Genomic DNA, 21471 nt, shown 5'->3' with positions numbered 1-21471 from the left:
CCGACGCATGCTCCTGCTCCTGTCGACCTCCGACACCGACCTGCTCAGCGCCCGTGCGGCGAACGCCGCCGACGCCGCGGACAGCGCGTCGGCCCCGGTCACGTACCGCTTCGCGAACCCGTCCCGGATCAGCGTCGAGCACGGTGACCTGGACGCGCTCCTCGACGGCGTCGACCTGGTCGTCGTCCGGCTGCTCGGCGGGGTCCGCGCCTGGCAGGACGGCATCGACCGGCTGTCCGCGGCCGGTGTCCCGCTGGTGGTCCTCACCGGTGAACAGGCGCCGGACGCCCAGCTGATGGCGGCCTCCACCGTGCCGATCGGCATCGCCGCCGAGGCGCACAAGTACCTGGCGCACGGCGGCCCGGCGAACCTGACGCAGCTGGCCCGGTTCCTGTCCGACACGGTGCTGCTCACCGGCCACGGCTTCGAGCCGCCCGCGGCCGCGCCGACCTGGGGTCCGCTGGAGCGGGCCTCTCGGGAGTCCGACGGCCCGACCGTCGCCGTGCTCTACTACCGCGCCCATCACATGAGCGGCAACACGGCCTTCGTGCACGCCCTGTGCGACGAGATCGAGCGCGCCGGGGCCCGCCCGCTGCCGCTGTACGTGGCGTCGCTGCGCGCCCCGGAGGCCGAGCTGATCGACGCGCTGCGGCCGGTCGACGCGATCGTCACCACCGTCCTCGCGGCGGGCGGCACCCGCCCGGCCGAGGCGAGCGCGGGCGGTGACGAGGAGGCGTGGGACGCGGGCGCGCTCACCCACCTCGACGTCCCGATCCTCCAGGCCCTGTGCCTGACCTCCTCGCGGGCCGACTGGGAGGAGAACGACGAGGGTGTCTCGCCGCTGGACGCCGCCAGCCAGATCGCGGTGCCCGAGTTCGACGGGCGCCTGATCACCGTCCCGTTCTCGTTCAAGGAGATGGACGAGGACGGGCTCCCGGCCTACGTCGCCGACGCCGAGCGGGCCGCGCGGGTCGCCGGTATCGCCGTACGGCACGCCCGCCTGCGGCACATCCCGGCCGCGGACAAGCGGATCGCCCTGGTCCTGTCCGCGTACCCGACGAAGCACTCCCGGATCGGCAACGCGGTCGGGCTCGACACCCCGGCCTCCGCGGTGGCCCTGCTGCGCCGCCTCATCGACGAGGGCTACGACTTCGGGGACCGGGCCGACATCCCCGGCCTCGTCTCCGGCGACGGCGACGAGCTGATCCGCGCGCTCATCGAGGCGGGCGGCCACGACCAGGAGTGGCTGACCGAGGAGCAGCTGGCCAAGAACCCGGTCCGCATCCCGGCCGCCGACTACAAGCGCTGGTACGCGACGCTGCCCGGGGAGCTGCGCGAGCAGGTCGAGCGGCACTGGGGCCCGCCGCCCGGCGAGATGTTCCTCGACCGCAGCCGCGTGGGCCGGGGCGGCGACCCGGAGGGCGACATCGTCCTCGCCGCGCTGCGCCGCGGCAATCTCCTCATCCTCATCCAGCCGCCGCGCGGCTTCGGCGAGAACCCGATCGCGATCTACCACGACCCGGATCTCCCGCCGTCCCACCACTACTTGGCCGCGTACCGCTGGATCGCCGCGTCGGCGGACGACAACGGGTTCGGCGCCGACGCGATGATCCACCTCGGCAAGCACGGCAACCTGGAGTGGCTGCCGGGCAAGAACGCGGGCCTGTCCGCCGCCTGTGGCCCGGACGCGGCCCTCGGTGGCCTGCCGCTCGTCTACCCGTTCCTCGTGAACGACCCGGGCGAGGGCACCCAGGCCAAGCGCCGGGTGCACGCCACGCTCATCGACCACCTGGTGCCGCCGATGGCCCGCGCCGACTCCTACGGCGACATCGCGCGCCTGGAGCAACTCCTCGACGAGCACGCCCAGATCGCGTCCATGGACCCGGCGAAGCTGCCGGCGGTCCGGGCCCAGATCTGGACCCTCATCCAGGCCGCGAAGCTCGACCACGACCTGGGCATCGAGGACCGCCCCGAGGACGAGGGCTTCGACGACTTCATCATGCATCTCGACGGCTGGCTCTGCGAGATCAAGGACGTCCAGATCCGCGACGGCCTGCACGTCCTCGGCAACGCGCCCTCCGGCGCCGACCGGGTCAATCTCGTCCTCGCCATCCTTCGTGCCCGTCAGATCTGGGGCGGTACGACGGCGCTGCCGGGGTTGCGGGAGGCGTTGGGCCTTGACGAGTCGGCGGCGACCCGCTCCGCGGCGGACCAGGTGGAGGAGACGGCCCGCGCTCTTGTCGAGGCGATGGAGGCTGCCGGCTGGGACTCGGACGCGGTTCCGTCCGACGTCTCCGACCAGGTGCGGGCCGTGCTCGAATTCGCCGCCCGCGAAGTCGTCCCCCGCCTCGACGGCACGACCGCTGAACTCGACCACTCCGTAAGGGCGTTGGAGGGGCGCTTTGTCCCCGCCGGGCCCTCCGGATCTCCCCTCCGCGGCCTCGTCAACGTCCTGCCGACCGGCCGCAACTTCTACTCCGTCGACCCGAAGGCCGTTCCGTCCCGCCTCGCGTGGGAGACGGGCCAGGCCCTCGCCGAGTCCCTGGTGGAGCGCTACCGCACCGACAACGACGGCGCGTACCCGACGTCCGTCGGCCTGTCCCTGTGGGGCACCAGCGCCATGCGCACCGCGGGCGACGACATCGCGGAGGCCCTCGCGCTGCTCGGCGTGCGGCCCGTGTGGGACGACGCCTCGCGCCGCGTCACGGGCCTCGAACCCATCCCGTACGAGGAACTGAACCGCCCCCGCATCGATGTCACGCTGCGCATCTCCGGCTTCTTCCGGGACGCGTTCCCGCATGTCATCGGGCTGCTCGACGACGCGGTGCGGCTCGCGGCGGACCTCGACGAACCGGCGGAGCGCAACCACGTGCGGGCGCACGTGCAGGCGGATCTCGCCGAGCACGGCGACGAACGCCGCGCCACGACCCGTATCTTCGGCTCCCGGCCCGGCACGTACGGCGCGGGCATCCTCCAGCTGATCGACTCCAAGGACTGGCGCACGGACGCGGACCTCGCCGAGGTCTACACGGTGTGGGGCGGCTACGCGTACGGCCGCGGCCTCGAAGGACGCGCGGCCCGCGGCGAGATGGAGACCGCGTACAAGCGGATCGCGGTCGCCGCCAAGAACACGGACACCCGCGAGCACGACATCGCCGACTCCGACGACTACTTCCAGTACCACGGCGGCATGGTGGCGACGGTCCGCGCGCTGCGCGGCACGGCGCCCGAGGCGTACATCGGCGACTCGACCCGCCCCGAGACGGTCCGCACCCGCACCCTGGTGGAGGAGACGTCCCGCGTCTTCCGGGCCCGCGTCGTCAACCCCAAGTGGATCGAGGCGATGCGCCGCCACGGCTACAAGGGCGCCTTCGAACTCGCCGCCACCGTGGACTACTTGTTCGGCTATGACGCCACGACGGGTGTGGTCGCCGACTGGATGTACGACAAGTTGACCGAGACGTACGTCCTCGACGAGACGAACCGCCGGTTCCTCTCCGAGGCGAACCCGTGGGCCCTGCACGGCATCGCGGAGCGCCTCCTGGAGGCCGAGTCGCGCGGCATGTGGGAGAAGCCGGACCCGCAGACGCTGGAGGCCCTCCGCCAGGTGTACCTGGAGACGGAAGGCGACTTGGAGGCGGACGAGTAGACCTCTGACCAGGGGGAACGTGCCTGCTTGCTCGTTCGGGTGAGCGGTCACGGGTTTCCGGGGGCGTGCCCGACCTTCCCTGGGTGTGTCGCGCTGAGCGAAGGAGGAGAAGGAGGAGAAGGAGGAGAAGGAGGAGAAGGAGGAGAAGGAGGAGAAGGAGGAGGACGTCTGTCATGGCAGCAGAGCCGGTCCCCGAGTACCCGCCTGCGTCCGCCGGGCACCTCGACGCCCGGGACATCGAGGAGGCCTTCACTCAGCTCAGTGCGGCTGCTCCCAAAGGGTGGCGCGTGGAGTTGATCGAAGGGGAGATCCACGTGGTACCTCCGGCAAACGGGGAGCATGAGGAGTACGTGCCCGAGGTCAACGGGCAGGTCCGGGATCACAACAAGCAGGTCGGCCGCTATACGGGCATCGGCCTCAACGTCCCCGGCGCCTCCCAGACCGGCCACGTGGTCCCCGACCTGGTTGTCGCCCCCCAAGGGCACCTTCGACAACAAGGAGGAGTGGCACGATGCGTCGGCCGTCCTCATGGTCGTCGACGTCACCTCGGATTCCACTGCGGGAAACGACCGCGTCAAGAAGATCCGGGGGTACGCGCGTGCCGCCATCCCCGTACATCTGCTGATCGACCGCGAGGCCGGAGAGGCCACCGTCTGCTCCGAACCAGAGGGCGACGACTACGCGAGGAAGTCGTCGTACAAGCACGGCCGCACCGTCCCCCTCCCCGACCCCCTCGGCTTCGACCTGGACACCGCCGAGTTCTGAGCGCGGGGATCCCTACCGCAGCGTCACCGTGAAGCTCCGCCCGTACGCGTGGTGCGTGTCCACCGTCAGGCGGGTGCCGCCCGGGACCCGGTCGACCCGGACCGCGGCGTCGCCGGAGACCTTGCGCAGGGGGCGGCCGGGCAGCACCACGGTGACCGTGTCGCGGGTGGTCGTCGGGTCGGACACGGCGACCGTCACGTCCTTCGAGTCCCGCCTCACCAGAACCGATGCCGGGCCGTCGATGGTCAGGCCCGCCGTGCGGTGGGCGCCGGACGTGAACGTGTTCGCGGCGGTCAGGCCCAGCGTGCGGTGGTGGACGGCCTGGAGGCGCGGGGTGTTCGCGAGGAGGCGCACGGGGGAGCGGGCCGCCGTCTTCGCGGCGTTCGGGGTCAACACGTAGGCGAACGAGGCGAGTTGGGTCCCGGCCCGCTGCTCCACCGTCACCGAGAAGACCTGCTTGGTCACCGCCGTGTCCGGGTTCGTGGTGCGCACCACGCGCCGGCTGCGCGTCACCGTGTCGAGGCGGACCTTCGGCGCCGGACCGGACAGACGCAGGTAGCCGACGGAGACGTTCTGGGTGGTGTTGGCCCAGTGGGTCCAGTCACCGTCCTCGGTGACCTCGACCCGGTCGCCCGCGGCGGCGATGCGCGCGTCGACGGTCGTCGTCACGGCCCGCCCGGCGCCCGGCGCGTCCCCGACCCCGGCCGAGACCACGACGATCTCGTCGTCGAGGAGGAACCAGGACTTCGTGGAGCGCGCGTTGCGGTAGGCGACGAAGTCGTCCGGCAGGACGCCCGCCTGCTGGTCGCGCCACGGCACGTCGTCGGACTGCACCCAGCCGGCCGCCCCGTACGCGCCGAGCACGGCCCCGCCCGAGTACGCCTGCGTCGCCGTCGGGAAGTAGACGTAGGTGTTCTGCGACTCGCTGGACGCCGTGAAGTTCAGGGGGTGCGACGGATTGTCGTAGAAGAGCTTGCCGTCGTACGACTCCGGTACGGTGCGCCGGAGTTCGACCGGCGCGGTGACGCCCGCGAGTCCGTACGGGGAGACGGTCGTGAAGTAGTCGATGCCGAACGCCTGCGTCTGGTCCTGCCCGGAGAGGTACAGGTGGTGCGCGCCGGCGCCCTGGAACCAGGGCATCAGGTTCTCGCCGCTCATGTACTCGTACGTGCTGATCCGCGACGAGCTGCGGGAGAGGGAGAAGGCGTAGCCGGGGCGGCGGTGCACCGTGCGGTCCATCGCGTTGAAGGCGACGGAGCGGGCCGGCGGGTTGAGGTCGGCGGCGGGGACCGAGGCGTCGGCGAGGATCGCGGTGTAGTGGACGATGCTCAGCGGGGAGACGAACGTCGTCGGGTCGAGCGCCGCCCGTGACGTGGCGCGTACGTGCTTCACGTATCCGGCGAGGGCGGTCGCCGGAGCCCCGGTGGACAGGGACGCGAGGTCGACGACGGCCTCGACGATCGTGGCGACGTCGGCGTATCCGGTGCCGGTGCGCGAGACGGACCGGCCCTTGACCGACTCCATCATCCAGCCCTCGAAGATGAGCGGCGCGAAACCGTCGCGGACCCATCGGTGGATGGTCGGCAGCAGCTCGCCGCCGTTGGCGAAGCCCGTACCGTCCAGGATCTTCAGCGTCTGGACGACCCGGCTGAGCAGGCCCTTTCCGTACGAGCCCGTGTACGCGACCGACGCGTGCTGGAGGAACGACCCGTCCGCGTAATAGCCGTCCGTGACCCCGTGTTCGAGGGCGTACGGGTCGACCGTCGCGAAGACGGTGAGCTGGTCGGTGAGGGCCTTGCGGATGCGCGCCTCGCCGTCGGCCGAGCCGAGGAGGGCGCCTTGGAGGATGCGGTTCGTGGTGATGTCGGCGAGGTTGGCGCCGGTGTGGAAGCGGGAGTCGAGGTCGACGTCGCCGTCCTCGCCGTTGCGCAGATACGCGTCCATGGAGGCGATGTAGGTGCGGATCAGGTCGGCGGGGGCGCGGTCCGCGAGCAGGATCAGCGTCTTGCTGATGTGCTGCGAGATGCCTATCTCCCAGTAGAACCAGTTGCCGTAGTAGCCCTGGGACTGGTCGCCGTAGTAGTGCTCGTGCAGCCATCCGAGCTTGTCGAGGACCCGGTCCTGGACGGCCGAACTCCCGTACAGGTCGGGGGAGATGCCGGGGGTGCGGGTCGCCAGGGCTATCTCGTACAGCCGCTGGTAGGTGGTGTTCAGGTTCGGGTCGCTGGTGCCGAGGGGGACCCCGGCGAACAGCTCGCCGTCGCCGCTCGCCGCGTCCATCGACGCGAGGTTCGTGCGCGCCGTCCTCTCGGTCGCGGCGAGCTTGGCGGCCGTCTCCGTACGGGAGTTGGACTCCTCGGTGCCCGCGAAGACGCCGACCGTGTTGGCCACGAGCCGTTCCACCCCGGCCGCGACCTCGGCGGCGCTCGCCCAGGCGGTGGGCACGGTGGCCAGGACCCCGGTCGCGGCCAGCACGGTCAGCAGACGTCTGCGGGTGATCTCCATGGGCACCAGCATGCAACTCCGGACCACTGGTACAACACCCGCTTGCCGGTACGGAGTTGGCAGTTCTCAGTGTTGGTTGCCCAGTACCGGTTGCCCAGTACCTGTTGCTCAGTACCGGTTGCTCGGTACCGGTCGAGCACCAGCTGCTCAGTACCGGTCGCTCGGTACCGGTCGAGCACCAGCTGCTCAGTACCGGTCGCTCAGTACCGGTCGCTCAGTACCGTTCGGTCAGTACCGGTCGAGCACCAGCTGCGTCTTGAGGATGTCGCCCTTGTACAGCCAGCCCTTCGCGTCGGCCACCGAGATCGCGTCGGCGTGCAGGTCCGCCGCGTCGTCGTAGGAGTCGGTCTTGAACGACAGCTCGACGACGTACTCCGTGCCGCTGCCGCTCGCCGCGACGACCGGGACGACCTCGATGGAGGCGTCGTCGGAGGACTCCCAGGCGCCGGAGTACACCGCCGAGGTCACCGGGCCGTGCACGCGGGCGGCGGCCAGGGTGTCGGTGCCCCAGCCGTCGGAGTTCCAGTCGGCGAGCTTGCCGGGGAGGTCCTTCGACAGCCAGCCGAGCCCGGTGGCGCCGGTCGGCAGCGCGGTGCCGGAGTAGCCGCTCGCGCTGTGGCTCTTCTCGTTGCTGAAGCTGAGGGTCTGCTTGCTGTAGCCCCAGTCGACCTCGGCCTCGTAGTTGGTGTCACCGCTGTCGAAGCCGGCGTCGTTCGCCGTGTCCAGGGCCGCGTCGATGTCCCCGCCGGTGATCGCGAAGCGCTTCTTGTACGTCTCCTCGAAGTCCTTGCCGCTCTTGTGCCGCAGCCGGACGTCCCAGCCCTGGCCGTCGAGGGCCTGGGCGTCGGTGTCGTAGTACGCGTAGCTGCGCGAGGTGGCCGAACCGGTGATCCCGAACGCCGACTTGACCGCGGCGAGCGGGGCGTGGGCGGAGTCGAGGGCCGCCGTGGTCAGGTTGATCTTCACTTCGTACGTGGGGACCGCGTTGGAGTCGGCGTGGGCCGGGGTGGCCTGCGCGGCGAGGGCGACGGCGGCGGTGAGGGCCAGCGCGGCGGACGCGGTGCGGCGCGGCAGGGGCGTGATCGGCTTGATCGGCATGGCCGGACTGTCGCGTTCCGGGATGGTCGGCGGGTGGACGGTGCGTGGCCGGGGGCCGAACCGGTGATGGCGGGTACGGGGGACGGGCCTGCCGGGGACGCGCGGGGGCGCGCGCCAACTGGCTCTCGGCCGCTCGCACTTGGCCCGGCTAGGATCCTGGCCATGGCGCTGACGCTGAACGACGTGGACCGGTTCGAGGCGGCCAGGCCGCGCCTGGAGGCCATCGCCTACCGCCTGCTCGGCTCGGCGAGCGAGGCGGAGGACGCCGTGCAGGAGACGTATCTGCGCTGGCAGGCCGCCGACGTCGGGCGGATCGAGGTCCCCGAGGCCTGGCTGACGAAGGTGCTCACCAACCTCTGTCTGACTCAGCTGACGTCGGCGCGGGCGCGGCGTGAGACGTACGTCGGCCAGTGGCTGCCGGAACCCCTGCTCGGCGGCGACCCGATGCTCGGCCCGGCCGACACCGCCGAACAGCGCGAATCGGTGTCGTACGCGGTCCTCGTCCTCCTTGAGCGGCTCACGCCGAACGAGCGGGCGGTGTACGTGCTGCGCGAGGCGTTCACGTACGCGCACCGGGAGATCGCCGAGATCCTCGACATCAGCGAGGCCGCCAGCCAGCAGATCCTCCACCGGGCGAAGAAGCACGTGGCGGACGGCAGGGCCCGGGCCCGTACCGCCGAGGTCGACGGGGCCGCCGCCCGTCGGATCGTCGAGGAGTTCCTCGCGGCCGCGACCAGCGGCAGGACCGAGCCGCTCGTCGCGCTGCTCACCCAGGACGCCACCGCGATCGGCGACGGCGGCGGCAAGGTTCCGGCCCGGGCCTCCGCGTTCGAGGGCGCGAAGGCGGTGGCCGTGTTCATGCGGGGCCTGTTCAAGCCGAGCAGGGCCAAGCAGGACCTGGTCGGCGGCTCGCCCGAGGTGTACGTCTCGGCGGCCAACGGCGAGGTCGCGATCCTCGCGGTCCTCGACGGCCGGGTCATCGGCGTCATGTGCCCGGAGATCGGCGCCGACGGCATCGTCGCGTTCCGCAGCCAGGTCAACCCCGACAAGCTGGAGCGCGCGACCCGCCGCTGGGCGGCCACGGACCACGGGGAGCCGACGCTGAAGGCGGCCTTCTGACGCACCCCGTGGCGATGTGACCTGGTTCACATCGCAACGGTGTCAGGAATCGGCGGGCTGTCCGGTTCAAGGGGCGAGCCCGCCCGGAACGGGGCGGCCAGAGCCTCAGGAGCCCGCCATGCAGCAGCACCGCATCGTCGTTCTCGGAGCCGGCTACACCGGAGCCACCGCCGCCGGGCGCATCGCCAAGCGGCTGCACCGCGACGACGTCGACATCACCCTCGTCAACGCCGAGCCGGACTTCGTCGAGCGCGTCCGCATGCACCAGCTCGCGACCGGCCAGGAGCTCAGGACCCGGCCCTTCGCCGAGATGTTCGCGGGCACCGGCGTCCGGCTGAAGCTCGCCCAGGTCACCGCGATCGACGCCGACCGGAAGACGGTGACGGTCGAGGCGACGGGTGCCGGGGAGGAGTCCCTGGCGTACGACACCCTCGTCTACGCCCTCGGCAGCGGCTGGGACGACCAGGGCGTCCCCGGCGTCGACCGGCACGCCCACCAGATCGCGAGCCGCCCCGGCGCGCTCCGGCTGAGCGAGCGGCTCGCGCAGCTGGGCGCCGGGCAGCCGGTCGTGGTGGTCGGCGCCGGGCTCACCGGCCTGGAGGCCGCGACGGAGATCGCCGAGGCCCGCCCCGACCTGGACGTCGCGCTCGTCGCCCGCGGCGGCCTCGGCGACTGGCTCGCCGACAAGGGCCGCGCGCACGTGCGCGAGGTCGCGGGCCGGCTCGGCATCACCGTCCACGAACACGCCGAGGTCACCGCGGTCGACGCGGACCAAGTGGCCCTCGCGGAAGGGCGGTTCGTCCCCTCGGCGGCGACCGTCTGGACCACCGGCTTCGCCGTCCACCCGATCGCGAAGGCCACCACCCTGGAGGTCTCGGACACCGGGCAGATCGTGGTCGACCGCACCATGCGCTCGCTCTCGCACCCGGACGTCTACGCCGTCGGCGACGCGGCCCTGGTGGAGGGCCCCGGCGGCAAGCCGCTGCGGATGTCGTGCGCGTCGGGCGTGCCCACCGCCTGGCAGGCCGCGGACGCCCTCGCGGCCCGGCTGGCGGGAGCCGAGGTCCCGACCGTGCCGATCCGCTACTTCAACCAGTGCGTCTCGCTGGGACGCAAGGAAGGCCTCATCCAGTACGTCACGGCCGACGACCGCGCGAAGAAGGCGGCCCTGACCGGCCGCACGGCCGCCCTCTACAAGGAACTGGTCTGCAAGGGCGCGGCCTGGGGCGTCGCCCACCCGACGGTCGGCATGCCCGCCCGGCGCCGCCGCGTCGCCCCGGGCGCGTGAGGGGACGCGGTCAGCGCGGGCCGGGCGCGGTACGCCGCCGCCCGGCCGCGAGACCGACTGCGCCCAGCACGATCCCGAGGCCCGCGAACAGCGCGGGCCGGACGGGCACGGCGGCGCCCTCGACGACGCGCCCCCGCACGCCCGAGGCCGCGAAGCTGCCCTCGTGCACTTCGAGGTGGTAGCGGGAGTCGTTGGCGTTCGCGCGGTGGTCGCCGAGGACGAACAGCCGCCCGGACGGGACCCGCACGTCGTACGGGCCGACGCGCGGGTCGCCCTCGTCCGCCACGTACGGCTCGTCGAGCGTCCTCCCGTTCACCGTGACCCGGTTCCCCGACCCCGTGACGTGATCACCGCCGACGCCGATGACGCGCCGCAGCACCCCGTCGCTCATGTACCGCTCGGGCGGGTCCATGAGGACGACGTCGCCCCGGTGTATCCCGCCCGCGTCGATCCGCTCGACCAGCGCTCGCGTCCCGGGCGGGAATCCGGGCCGCATCGAGTCGCTGGCGACCGTCACCGTCTCGTACCGCACGAGGCCGTACGCGACGGAGCCGGCCAGCAGCACGACACCCAGCGGCGTCAGCCCCCAGGCCACAACTCGCCATCCCCGCACGGCTCTTCGCTGACTCATGAATGCCCGCCCCTCCCTCTGATCCGCTGACGGCACACCCACCACAGCGCGGGGAGCCCGCCGAACGTCACCCCACGTCCACCGGGGCCCGGCGCCCGCGCAGCACGACGAAGACGGCGCCCGCCCGCCGCCAGCACCCCGCGCGCCGAACGTCACCCCGCGGCCACCGGGGCCCGGCGCCCGCGCAGCACGACGAGGACGGCGCCCGCCCGCCGCCAGCACCCCGCGCGCCGAACGTCACCCCGCGGCCACCGGGGCCCGGCGCCCGCGCAGCACGACGAGAACGGCGCCCGCCCGCCGAACGTCACCCCACGTCCACCCGGGCCCGGCGCCCGCGTAGCACGACGAAGACGGCGCCGCCCGCCGCCAGCACCCCGCCCGCCGTCCATACGCCCCAGGAGGCGCCGTCCTTCGTGGCGGCCTCGGGGCCGGCGGCCGCGGGCGCGGTCAACAGGTCCAGGTCGCTCGCGCACACCAGCGGGGCGTCCGAGCCCTTCCGGTACGCGCAGACGGTGCTGCCCGCCCGCAGCGCGCCCGCGCCGGCCGCGCCGAGGGTGAGCGTGGAGGTCAGCTCGGCGGGCCGGCCCGGCGCCACGTCCGTGCGCCAGGAGGCCGTGCCCCGGCGCACCTTCGCCCCCTGCCCGGCGGCGGCGTGGTGCGCGGCGTCGGGCATCCGCTGCTCGACCCGCAGGCCCTCGACCGGCCGGGAGCCGTCGTTGCGGACGGTCACCGTGTAGTGGAGCCGGTCGCCGGGCCGGGCCCGGGACACGCCGTCGGTCAGGGCGATGGAGACCGCGGGGCGCTTGTCGTCGGAGGTGGGGGCGGAAGCGGTGGCATAGGCATAGGTGGAGGCGGAGGCGGAGACAGAGGCGGAGGCGGTGCCGTCGTCGGCGTGCGCCACCACGGGCACGGTCAGGGCGAGGCCGCACAGCGCGGTGCCGAGCGCGGGGAGACGGTGGGCGGGCATGGGCACTCCAGGCGGGAGGGGACGGGCGGGCTCGGCCAGACCCTGCCAGCGCCGGGGCGCGCGGCCGCGCCATGACGCGGGCGGTCGCGCGACATCACCTGTCCGGACGCGGAGTCGGTGGTACCCCGCCCGTCTCCCGCCCCGCCCTCAGGCCGGCAGCCGCTCCAGCAGGGCCGCGAAGTCGGTGCCGGGCGGCAGCGTGCCGAAGGCGAGGCCCTGGTCGCCGCCGAGCCGCGAGGCGCAGAACGTGTCCGCGACCGCGGCGGGAGCGTGCCGTACGAGCAGGGAGCCCTGGAGGACGAGGGCCGCCCGCTCGATGACGCGGCGGGCGCGCAGCGGGGCGTCCTCGGTCAGCACCAGCTGCTCCCTCAACTCCCGCCAGGCGGAGTCGAGTCGGCGGTCCGCACCGGCCGCGGCCTCGATCTCCGTACGGAACGCCTCCAGGGACTCCGGCTCACGGGCCATGGCGCGCAGCATGTCGAGCGCGTTGACGTTGCCGGAGCCCTCCCAGATGCCGTTGAGCGGGGCCTCGCGGTACAGGCGCGGCATGCCTGACGCCTCGTCATAGCCGTTGCCGCCGAGGCATTCCAGGGCCTCCGCGACGAGCGACGGCTGCCGCTTGCACACCCAGTACTTGGACACGGCGGTGGCGAGCCGCAGGAACGCCCGCTCGCCCGTGTCGCCGCGCTGCGCCCGGTCGGCGGCACCGGCGAGCCGCAGGCCGAGCGTGGTCGCGGCCTCCGACTCCAGGCCCAGGTCGCCGAGGACGTTGCGCATCAGCGGCTGGTCGATCAGCCGGGCGCCGAACACCGAGCGGTGCCGGGTGTGGTGCGCGGCCTGCGCGAGCGCCTCCCGGATGTGCCCGGCGGAGCCGAGGACGCAGTCCAGGCGGGTCATCGTCACCATGTCGATGATGGTGCGCACGCCCTTGCCCTCGTCGCCGACGAGCCAGGCCACGGTGTCGTCGAACTCGGGCTCGCTGGACGCGTTCGAGCGGTTGCCGAGCTTGTCCTTGAGGCGCTGGATGCGGAACGTGTTGCGGCTGCCGTCGGGCAGCACGCGCGGGACCAGGAAGCAGGAAAGCCCGCCGGGCGCCTGCGCGAGGACCAGGAAAAGGTCGTTCATCGGCGCGCTGGTGAACCACTTGTGGCCGCGCAACCGCCAGGTACCGTCGGCCTGTTCGACGGCCGACGTGGTGTTGGCGCGCACGTCGGTGCCGCCCTGCTTCTCCGTCATGCCCATCCCGGCGAGCAGGCCCCGCTTGCCGGTGGGGGTGCGCAGGCCCGGGTCGTAGACGGTGGAGGTGAGCAGCGGCTCGTACGTCTTGGCGAGGTCGGGGGTGCGGCGCAGCGCCGGGATCACCGCGTACGTCATGGAGACCGGGCACATGTGGCCCTGCTCCATCATGGTCGCCACCATGAAGGTCGCGGCGCGCGCGACGTGCGCCCCGGGCCGCTCGTCCGCCCAGGCCGAACCGGCGGCGCCCGCGCCGACCGTGGCGGTCATGAGCGAGTGGTAGGCGGGGTGGAAGTCGACCTCGTCGATCCGGTGGCCGTAGCGGTCGTGGGTGCGCAGCTCGGGCTCGAACCGGTTGGCCTGGTCGGCCCAGGTGCGGGCCTCCTCGCTGCCGACGACCTTCCCGAACCGGTGCAGGTCGTCGAGGTGCCAGGCCGCGCCCTCGCGCCGCACGCCCTCGATCAGGACCGGGTCGTCGGCGGCGTCGTGGCCGGTCAACGGCGGCGCCTGATTGGTCACTTCGTGCGTCACGGCGGTGGGGCGACTGGTGACGGTCATGGCGGCTCCTTCGGGTCGTATCCGGTGCGGGTCGGTGATCACGGGCCTACAGGCGCGGGTGATCGGCGTCAGTGGTCGGCGTCAGTGGTCGGCGCCGGTGCCGGCACCGGCGGCACCGGGGGCCGCGCCCGCGCAGCGCAGCACCGTGGCGGTCAGTTCGGTGATGAGTTCGTCGGTGGCGGTCTCGGCCGGGGCGGCGCCGAGCGGGTACGCGAGCACCTCGCCGACGGCGCCGGTGAGCGCGGCGGCGGTGATCTCGCCGTTCTGCGGCGGCAGTTGACCCGAGGCCATGCCCTCGCGCACCACCTCGGCGAAGAGCGCGCGATAGCGGCGGCGGAAGTCGAGGCGCTCGGCGCCGACCGCCGGTTCGGCGGGGGCGGCGAGCAGCGCGTAGGCCAGACCGCGGTTCTCCAGGGCGCGGCGGGCGAAGACGTCGACGCCGCGCGTGAGCCGCTCGACGGGGTCGCCGGGGCCCTGGAGCACCTCGCCGAGCACCTCCACCTCGCGCCCCGCGGCCCGCCGGAAGACCTCCACGGCGAGCGCGGCCTTCGACGGGAAGTGCTGGTAGACGGAGCCCGCCGCGATGCCCGCCGAGTCCGCGACAGCCGTCACGGAAGCCTGTGACCAGCCCACTTCGGCGACGACCGAGGTGGCGCAGGCGATCAGGTGCTCCCGCGCGGCTTCGAGCCGGCGGATTTCGGCGGGGGTCTTGCGGTAGGCCATGCAAGCAGTGAACCATCATTCAGAACTTCACGCCATGGTCCCGCCGCACCGGTCGGGGCCGGCTCGTCAGGAGATCGTGATGCACCTCAGCGCCTTGCTGGACAACGCTGTTCAGTCGGCCGGCGACCGAGAGGCCGTCGTCTACCGGGACCGGCGGTGGACCTACCCGGAGTTCGCCGACGCGGCCCGCCGCGCCGCGACCGTGCTGCGCCGGGCGGGCCTGGGGCCCGGCGACCGGCTGGCCGTGATGACGTACAACACGCCCGCCTTCCTGTTCGCCGCGTTCGGTGCCTGGTACGCGGGCGCCACGCTGGTGCCGGTCAACCACAAGCTCCAGACGGCGGAGGTCGCGCATCAACTGCGGCACTGCGGGGCGAAGGTGGGCATCGTGGACGCCGAGATCGGGGAGCGGGCGACGGCCGCCGACACGGACGGTCTGCGCTGGCTGACGAGCCACCCGGACGACCCGGGCGTACCGGGCTCCTTCGAGGACCTGATCGCGCGCGCCGAACCCTGGACCGGGGAGCCGGGCGCCGCAGCCGACACCGCCGACGCCGATGACACTGACGCCGCCGATGCCGCCGGCGACACGGACGCCGCCGACGATGGGGACATCGCGCAGATCCTCTACACGTCCGGGACGTCGGGCCGCCCCAAGGGCTGCGTCCACACCCACCGCGGCATCGCGCTCACCGCCACGTACACGGCGACCGCGGTCCCGCTCCGCCGCGACGACCGGTTCCTGATCTGCATGCCGATCTGGCACGCGTCCCCGCTCAACAACTGGGCGCTCGGCACCCTGTTCCTCGGCGGCACGGTCGTCCTCCAGCGCGAGTACGAGCCGCGCGGCATGCTGGAACTCGTCCAGCGCGAGCGGATCACGGCCCTGTTCGGGGCGCCGATCGCGCTCATCGCGCCCGTACAGTCCGTCCCCGACTTCGCCGACTTCGACCTCACCTCGGTACGTGCCTGGATCTACGGGGCCGGGCCGCTGGACGCCGACACCGCGCGCCGCCTGATGAAGGCGTACGGATCCGACGACTTCCACCAGGTGTACGGGATGAGCGAGACCGGCCCGGTCGGGGCGACGCTCTCCCCGGCCGAGCAGGTCGAGAAGGCGGGCTCGATCGGGCGCGGCGGGATGCCGGGCGTGGCCCTGCGGGTCGTACGGCCGGACGGCGCCGACGCCGGGGCCGGGGAGACCGGGGAGATCTGGCTCAGGTCCGACACCCGCATGGTCGGCTACCTGGACGACCCCGCCGCCACCGCCGAGGTGTTCGCGGGCGACTGGTACCGCAGCGGTGACCTGGGGCGGATCGACGCGGACGGGTTCGTCACCCTCGTCGACCGGATGAAGGACGTGATCGTCACCGGCGGCGAGAACGTCGCCTCGCAGGAGGTCGAGGGCGCCCTGCGCGGCCACCCGGACATCCTCGACGTCGCCGTCGTCGGGCGCCCGCACCCGCAGTGGGGCGAGACCGTGGTGGCGGTCGTGGTGCCGCGCCCGGACGCCGGGCTCGACCTCGACGGCGTACGGGAATGGCTGGAGCCGCGCATCGCCCGCTACAAGATCCCGCGCGAGCTGGTGCTGCGGGACGAGCTGCCCCGCACCCCGTCGGGGAAGGTCACCAAGCACGTCCTGCGTGCCGCGCTCGCGGAGGCGCCCGCGTAGGGTCTCGGCATGGCCGACGACCAGGACGAGCGGGTGCAGCGGGGGCGCAGAGGGCCGGGGCGGCCGCGGCAGGAACACGTCACCCGGGCCGTGCTCGACGCCGTCGTGGAACTCGTCGCCGAGCACGGCATGGGGGCGCTGACCATGGACGCCGTCGCGGCCCGCGCCGGGGTCAGCAAACCGGCCATGTACCGGCGCTGGTCCACCAAGCAGGACCTCGTCATCGCGGCCGCCGAGTCGCGGATCGGGCAGCTCACCGTGCCCGACATGGGCGACTTCCGGGCCGAGCTGCGCGCGGTGCTCGTCGCTCGCATGGAGGCGTACCGGCGGCCCGGCGTCGACCGGCTGCTCGCCGGGGTGATCGGCGCGTCGGCGGAGGAGGGCGCGGTGCGCGAGGCGTTCCACGCGTACACGGAGCGGGTGACGAGCGAGACCCGGCACGTCCTGGAACGCGGCGTCGCGCGCGGCGACGTACGCCCCGACGCCGACCTGGCCGCCACCACGACGCTGGTCGCCTCGTCGCTGGTGTTCCGCATCGTCGCCGAGCAGCGGATGCCCGACGAGGCGCTGGTCGAGTCGGTGGCCGAGCTGATCGGCCGGGCGGTCGGCGCGCGCCCGTAAGTACCCGTGCACCCCTCCCGTAAGCGCCCGTGCACCCCTCCCGTAAGCGCCCGTGCACCCCTCCCCTAAGCACCCGTACACCCCTCCCGTAAGCGCCCGTGCACCCCTCCCGTAAGCGCCCGTGCACCCCTCCCGTAAGCGCCCGTACACCCCTCCCGTAAGCGCCCGTGCACCCCTCCCGTAAGCGCCCGTACACCCCTCCCGTAAGCACCCGTGCACCCCTCCCGTAAGCGCCCGTGCACCCCTCCCGTAAGCGCCCGCACACCCTTACGGACCAGGTGAGTTGAGCACCCGGTCCGCGTTTCGGCCTGCCCGCGGCCGCTGTTCCGCGCGCCGCGCACCTCCCGGAAATCAATCCCTCCAGACCCCTTGCCCCGCCGCATCTCAATATCGATACTGCCGGTTACGTAATAGCGTCATCAGTCTCGCTGTGGGGAGTACCACCCATGCACGACATCGCCGCCGCTCCCGTCGCCGACCCCAAGCCGATCCTCGACAAGCCCCTCATGCACTACGGCCGCCGCACCCTGGACCGCCTGGCGCCCGGGGCCGAGCAGACCGCGTACGAGCTGTGCGAGATCAGCCCGCTCACCCCGCACTTCGGCGCCGTCATCGGCGGCGTCGACCTGACGCGGCCGATCACCGACGCGCTCGCCGAGGAACTGCGCCAGGCGCTCCTGGAGTGGAAGGTGATCTTCTTCCGCGGGCAGAGCGGGTTCGACTCCGAGCAGCACATGGCGCTTTCGGGTGTCTGGGGCCCGCCGGAGCCGAACCCGTTCTTCGGCAAGACCGACACCGTCGGCATCTCCCGGCTCGCCAAGGACGCCAAGGCCGCGGGCAACAAGAACATCTGGCACAGCGACCACTCGTTCATGGCGAACCCGTCGCTCGGCGCCGTGCTGCGCGCCGTCGAGGTGCCCGCCGCGGGCGGCGACACCATGTGGGCCGACATGGCGGCCGCGTACGACAACCTGCCCGACGACCTGAAGGCGCGCATCGAGAACCTCACCGCCGTCCACGACTGGGAGGCCAGCTGGGGCGCGCTGATGAACGACGAGCAGAAGGCCGCCTTCCGTAAGTCCTGGCCGCAGGTCGAGCACCCGGTCGTCGCCCGCCACCCGCGCACCGGCCGCAAGACGCTCTACGTCAACGAGCCCTTCACCCGCTTCATCAAGGGCGTCAGCGACGAGGAGAGCCGCGAACTCCTCGACATCCTCGTCCTCCAGGCGCGCATCCCCGAGTTCCAGATCCGCTTCCACTGGGAGGCCGACTCGATCGCGATCTGGGACAACATCGCCGTCCAGCACTACGCGGTCAACGACTACTTCCCGCAGCGCCGGGTGATGGAGCGCATCGCCATCGCCGGGGTCCCGCTCGCATGACCACCGCACAGGCCGTGCCCGGCACGGCGGCCGAAGCGATCGGCGGCGACCGCCGCGCCTGGACGGTGACCGCGCTGCTCGTGGTCTTCATGATGGTCAACTTCGCCGACAAGTCCGTCCTCGGGCTCGCGGCGGACGAGATCCGTGCCGACCTGCATCTGAGCGCCACTCAGTTCGGCCTCGCCAACAGCGCGTTCTTCCTGCTCTTCTCCGTCGCGGCGATCGTGGTGGGGATGGCGGCCGACCGGGTGTCGCCGAAGCTGCTGATCCTGGTCATGGCCGTGCTCTGGTCCGTGGCGCAGGTCCCGGCGGCGATCGGCGGCGGGCTCGCGGTCCTGGTGACCTCGCGGGTGTTCCTCGGGGCGGCGGAGGGGCCCGCGTTCCCCGTCGCCCAGCAGGCGACCCTGTCCTGGTTCCCCAACGACCGGCGGAACCTGCCCGGCGCGCTGATCACCGTCGGCATCACCCTCGGCGTGATCGTCTCCGCGCCCACCCTGTCCTGGGTGATCCAGCACCACGGCTGGCGCACCGCGCTGTGGGTGCTGGCCGTGATCGGGGTGGTGTGGGCCCTGGCCTGGGCGGTGTTCGGCGCGGACAGCCCCCGGGCGCGCCGTGCCGAAGCCACGGACAAGGCGAGCGCGGCGAAGGTCCCGTACCGCCGGATCTTCGCCAGCCGCACCTGGATCGGCACCACGATCGCGTACTTCACCAGCTACTGGACCGTGGCCCTGATGCTGGTCTGGCTGCCTTCCTACCTGCGCAACGCCCTCGACTACTCGGCCGACACCGCCGGCACCCTGGTCGTCGCGCCCTGGGCGGTCGGCGCGGCCGTCCTGTTCGGGCAGGTGTGGCTCACCGGCCGGCTGATGCGGCGCGGCGCCGGCACGAAGGCCGCCCGCGGCCGGGTCGGCGCGTGGACGCTCGCCATCGGCGCCGCGTGCTGCCTCGCCGTCCCGCTGTCCGGCGGCGTCCTCGCGCAGACCGTGCTGATCTCGCTGGGCCTCGGCTTCAGCGGGGCGTACGCGACCGTCGCGGCGACCACCGTCACCGAGATCGCCCCGCCGGGCCGGGCCGGTGGCGCCCTCGGCCTGATGAACGCCGTCGTCACCGTGGCCGGGCTGCTCGCGCCCGCCGCCGTCGGCGCGCTCGTCGACGCCCAGGGGGACGCCGGGTACCAGCACGCCGTGCTGCTGTCGGGCGGCCTCGTCGCGCTCGGCGCGGTCGCCGCGTTCGCCCTGATCGACCCGGGCCGGGACGCGGCCCGGCTGCACCACTGATCCGCCGGTTTCGGTCGTCTTGCGGCTGCGGCCCGGTGGGGGCGGGTCGCGCAGTTCCCCGCGCCCCTGAGAGCGAGCTCCGCTCGCTTCAGGGGAAGCTGCGCGCAGCGCATGCTTCAGGGGCGCGGGGAACTGCGCGAGAAGCCCCACGCACCCGCACCCGTCCACACACCCAACCACCCCCGCCCCCAACGGAGTTGCCCCGTGCCCGCCACCCCCACCCTCGACACCGCCCCGCTCGACCTCGCCGTCGGTGAGCTGAAACAGCACGCCGCGTCCTGGACCACCACCCCCCTCACGGACCGCATCGCCCTGCTGGACCGCATGCTCCCGAAGATCGCCGAAGGCGCCCCCGCGATGGTCGCCGACGCCGCCCGCGCCAAGGGCTACGCCGCCGACTCCGCCTGGGCCGCCGAGGACTGGATCACCGCGCCCTGGGCGCTGGCCCAGACGATCGGCGCCCACCTGCACGTACTGCGGCGCCTCGCCGCCGGGCACGACCCCGTCGACGCGAAGGCCGTGCACAGCCACGAGGGCCGCACCGTCGTCGACGTCTTCCCCGCCACCACCGCCGACCGGCTGCTCCTGAACGGGTTCACGGCCCAGGTGTGGACCCTGCCCGGCACCACCCCCGACCAGGTCGTCGCCCGCGCGGCCGGCGAGTACCGGGGCAGGCCCGGCGAGGGCGCCGTCGCACTCGTGCTCGGCGCGGGCAACGTCGCCGCGATCACCCCGCTGGACATCATCCACAAGCTGTACGCGGACGGCGAGGTCGTCCTCGCCAAGATGAACCCGGTCAACGCCTATCTGCGCCCGCACTTCGAGAAGGTGTTCGCGGAGTTCGTGGCGGCGGGCTGGGTGCGGTTCGTGGACGGCGGCGGCGCCGAGGGCGCCTACCTCACCACGCACGAGGGCATAGACACCATCCACGTCACCGGCTCCGACCGCACCCACGACGCCATCGTGTGGGGCACGGACGACCAGGCCGAGGAACGCCGCCGCACCGACACCCCGTACAACGACAAGCCGTTCACCAGCGAACTCGGCGGGGTGAGCCCGTGCATCGTGACGCCGGGCCCGTGGAGCGACGCCGACCTGCGCTTCCAGGCCGAGCACATCGTCACCAGCAAGCTCAACAACTCGGGACACAACTGCGTCGCCACCCAGATCCTGGTCGTGCCCCGGGAGTGGGACGGCACCGAGAAGCTGCTCGCGGAGATCCGGAAGGTGCTGCGCGAACTGCCGCCGCGCCCCGACTACTACACGGGCGCCGAGGACCGCCTCGACGCCGTCGCCCGGGCCCACGCCGACGCCGAGTTCACCGGCGACGACACCTGCCGCGTCCTCGTCCCCGACATCACCGACCCCGACGACCCGATGCTCAGCGTCGAGGTGTTCGCCAGCGCCCTCGGCGTCGTCCGCCTCCCCGGCGCCGACGCCCCCCCATTCCTGCGCGCGGCAACCGAGTTCGCCAACGACAAGCTGCCCGGCACGCTCGGCGCCACGCTCCTGGTCCACCCGCGGACCGAGCGCACCCACCGCGCGGCCGTCGACGAGGCGATCGCCGGACTGCGCTACGGCACCCTCGGCGTCAACTGCTGGTCGGCGTTCGGCTTCCTGCTCGGCTACACGCCCTGGGGCGCGTTCCCCGGCCACACCCGTCAGGACATCGGCAGCGGTATCGGCTTCGTGCACAACGCGTTCATGCTGGAGGACGTCGAGAAGACGGTGCTGCGAGCGCCGTTCGCGCCGTCGCCGCGCGGCCTGTTCACCGGCTCGCCGTCGCTGTCGCCCCGGCCGCCGTACTACGTCACCAACCGCACCGGCCTGACGACGATGCGCCGCCTGACCGCGTACACGACCGACCCGAAGGTGTCCCGGCTGCCGGGCATCTTCGCGTCGGCGCTGCGCGGCTGACGCAGCCGCGAGAACGGGGAAGGCCCCGGGCGAGGAATCCTCGCCCGGGGCCTTCCCCGTTCT

At 72.9% G+C, this 21471-nt stretch carries 14 protein-coding genes and 1 pseudogene; 9 read left to right on the top strand and 6 right to left on the bottom strand.

The genetic code is table 11. The features are described from left to right. The first annotated feature begins 7 nt into the window (after positions 1–7). Together cobN and B072_RS42690 are read left to right on the top strand one after the other, a co-directional pair. A complete protein-coding gene (gene cobN / locus B072_RS0107520) occupies positions 8–3649 on the top strand; it encodes a cobaltochelatase subunit CobN (protein WP_018529327.1) in 3642 nt (1213 codons plus the stop codon). A gap of 173 nt (positions 3650–3822) precedes the next feature. Then, positions 3823–4414: pseudogene (locus B072_RS42690) on the top strand (Uma2 family endonuclease). A gap of 12 nt (positions 4415–4426) precedes the next feature. Here the strand turns inward: B072_RS42690 and B072_RS0107510 are convergent. Both B072_RS0107510 and B072_RS0107505 read right to left on the bottom strand, forming a co-directional pair. Continuing rightward, a complete protein-coding gene (locus B072_RS0107510) occupies positions 4427–6919 on the bottom strand; it encodes a polysaccharide lyase family 8 super-sandwich domain-containing protein (protein WP_026245546.1) in 2493 nt (830 codons plus the stop codon). A 228-nt stretch (positions 6920–7147) separates the two neighbouring features. Continuing rightward, the gene (locus B072_RS0107505) at positions 7148–8017 is read right to left on the bottom strand and encodes a hypothetical protein (protein ID WP_018529324.1); all 870 of its coding nucleotides are present in this window, start codon (positions 8015–8017) and stop codon (positions 7148–7150) included. Positions 8018–8179: 162 nt separating this feature from the next. Between B072_RS0107505 and sigJ the strand changes: the two genes are divergently transcribed. Together sigJ and B072_RS0107495 are read left to right on the top strand one after the other, a co-directional pair. After that, positions 8180–9136 (top strand): RNA polymerase sigma factor SigJ, encoded by a 957-nt coding sequence (sigJ, locus tag B072_RS0107500; RefSeq protein WP_018529323.1) that lies wholly within the window; start codon positions 8180–8182, stop codon positions 9134–9136. A 118-nt stretch (positions 9137–9254) separates the two neighbouring features. Continuing rightward, entirely contained in the window at positions 9255–10424 is a 1170-nt protein-coding gene (locus tag B072_RS0107495; protein ID WP_018529322.1) for an NAD(P)/FAD-dependent oxidoreductase, read from the top strand. A 10-nt stretch (positions 10425–10434) separates the two neighbouring features. Here B072_RS0107495 and lepB read toward each other — a convergent pair whose 3' ends face one another. The 4 genes from lepB to B072_RS0107475 all read right to left on the bottom strand — a co-directional run bounded on the left by lepB (position 10435) and on the right by B072_RS0107475 (position 14539). After that, the gene (gene lepB / locus B072_RS42685) at positions 10435–11055 is read right to left on the bottom strand and encodes a signal peptidase I (protein WP_078506334.1); all 621 of its coding nucleotides are present in this window, start codon (positions 11053–11055) and stop codon (positions 10435–10437) included. A 304-nt stretch (positions 11056–11359) separates the two neighbouring features. After that, on the bottom strand, positions 11360–12022 hold the full coding sequence (locus B072_RS45455; RefSeq protein WP_018529320.1) for a DUF11 domain-containing protein: 663 nt from the start codon (positions 12020–12022) through the stop codon (positions 11360–11362). A 147-nt stretch (positions 12023–12169) separates the two neighbouring features. Next, complete coding sequence (locus B072_RS0107480; protein WP_018529319.1) at positions 12170–13816, bottom strand: acyl-CoA dehydrogenase family protein; 1647 nt, start codon at positions 13814–13816, stop codon at positions 12170–12172. An 81-nt stretch (positions 13817–13897) separates the two neighbouring features. After that, positions 13898–14539 carry a TetR/AcrR family transcriptional regulator gene (locus tag B072_RS0107475; protein WP_018529318.1) on the bottom strand — a complete coding sequence of 214 codons (642 nt, stop codon included), beginning with the start codon at positions 14537–14539 and terminating at the stop codon, positions 13898–13900. Between the two features lie 79 nt (positions 14540–14618). On the opposite strand from B072_RS0107475, the gene B072_RS0107470 reads away from it, so the two are divergent. From B072_RS0107470 to B072_RS49035, 5 genes are all read left to right on the top strand, one after another. After that, positions 14619–16211, top strand: coding sequence for a class I adenylate-forming enzyme family protein (locus B072_RS0107470; RefSeq protein WP_018529317.1), 1593 nt, complete (start codon positions 14619–14621; stop codon positions 16209–16211). Positions 16212–16220: 9 nt separating this feature from the next. Next, positions 16221–16832 (top strand): TetR/AcrR family transcriptional regulator, encoded by a 612-nt coding sequence (locus tag B072_RS0107465; protein ID WP_018529316.1) that lies wholly within the window; start codon positions 16221–16223, stop codon positions 16830–16832. A gap of 446 nt (positions 16833–17278) precedes the next feature. After that, positions 17279–18214 carry a TauD/TfdA dioxygenase family protein gene (locus tag B072_RS0107460; protein ID WP_018529315.1) on the top strand — a complete coding sequence of 312 codons (936 nt, stop codon included), beginning with the start codon at positions 17279–17281 and terminating at the stop codon, positions 18212–18214. Continuing rightward, positions 18211–19491: an MFS transporter gene (locus B072_RS0107455; RefSeq protein ID WP_018529314.1), complete on the top strand. Its 1281-nt coding sequence runs from the start codon at positions 18211–18213 to the stop codon at positions 19489–19491. Before B072_RS0107460 ends, B072_RS0107455 begins: the two co-directional genes overlap by 4 nt. Positions 19492–19695: 204 nt before the next feature. Beyond that, positions 19696–21408 (top strand): aldehyde dehydrogenase family protein, encoded by a 1713-nt coding sequence (locus B072_RS49035; RefSeq protein WP_018529313.1) that lies wholly within the window; start codon positions 19696–19698, stop codon positions 21406–21408. The last annotated feature ends 63 nt before the right edge of the window (positions 21409–21471 follow it).

Source organism: Streptomyces sp. HmicA12, assembly GCF_000373565.1.
Lineage (GTDB): Bacteria > Actinomycetota > Actinomycetes > Streptomycetales > Streptomycetaceae > Streptomyces.
The sequence above is the reverse complement of the archived record's forward strand: the minus strand, read 5'-3'. Positions and strand labels throughout refer to the sequence as shown.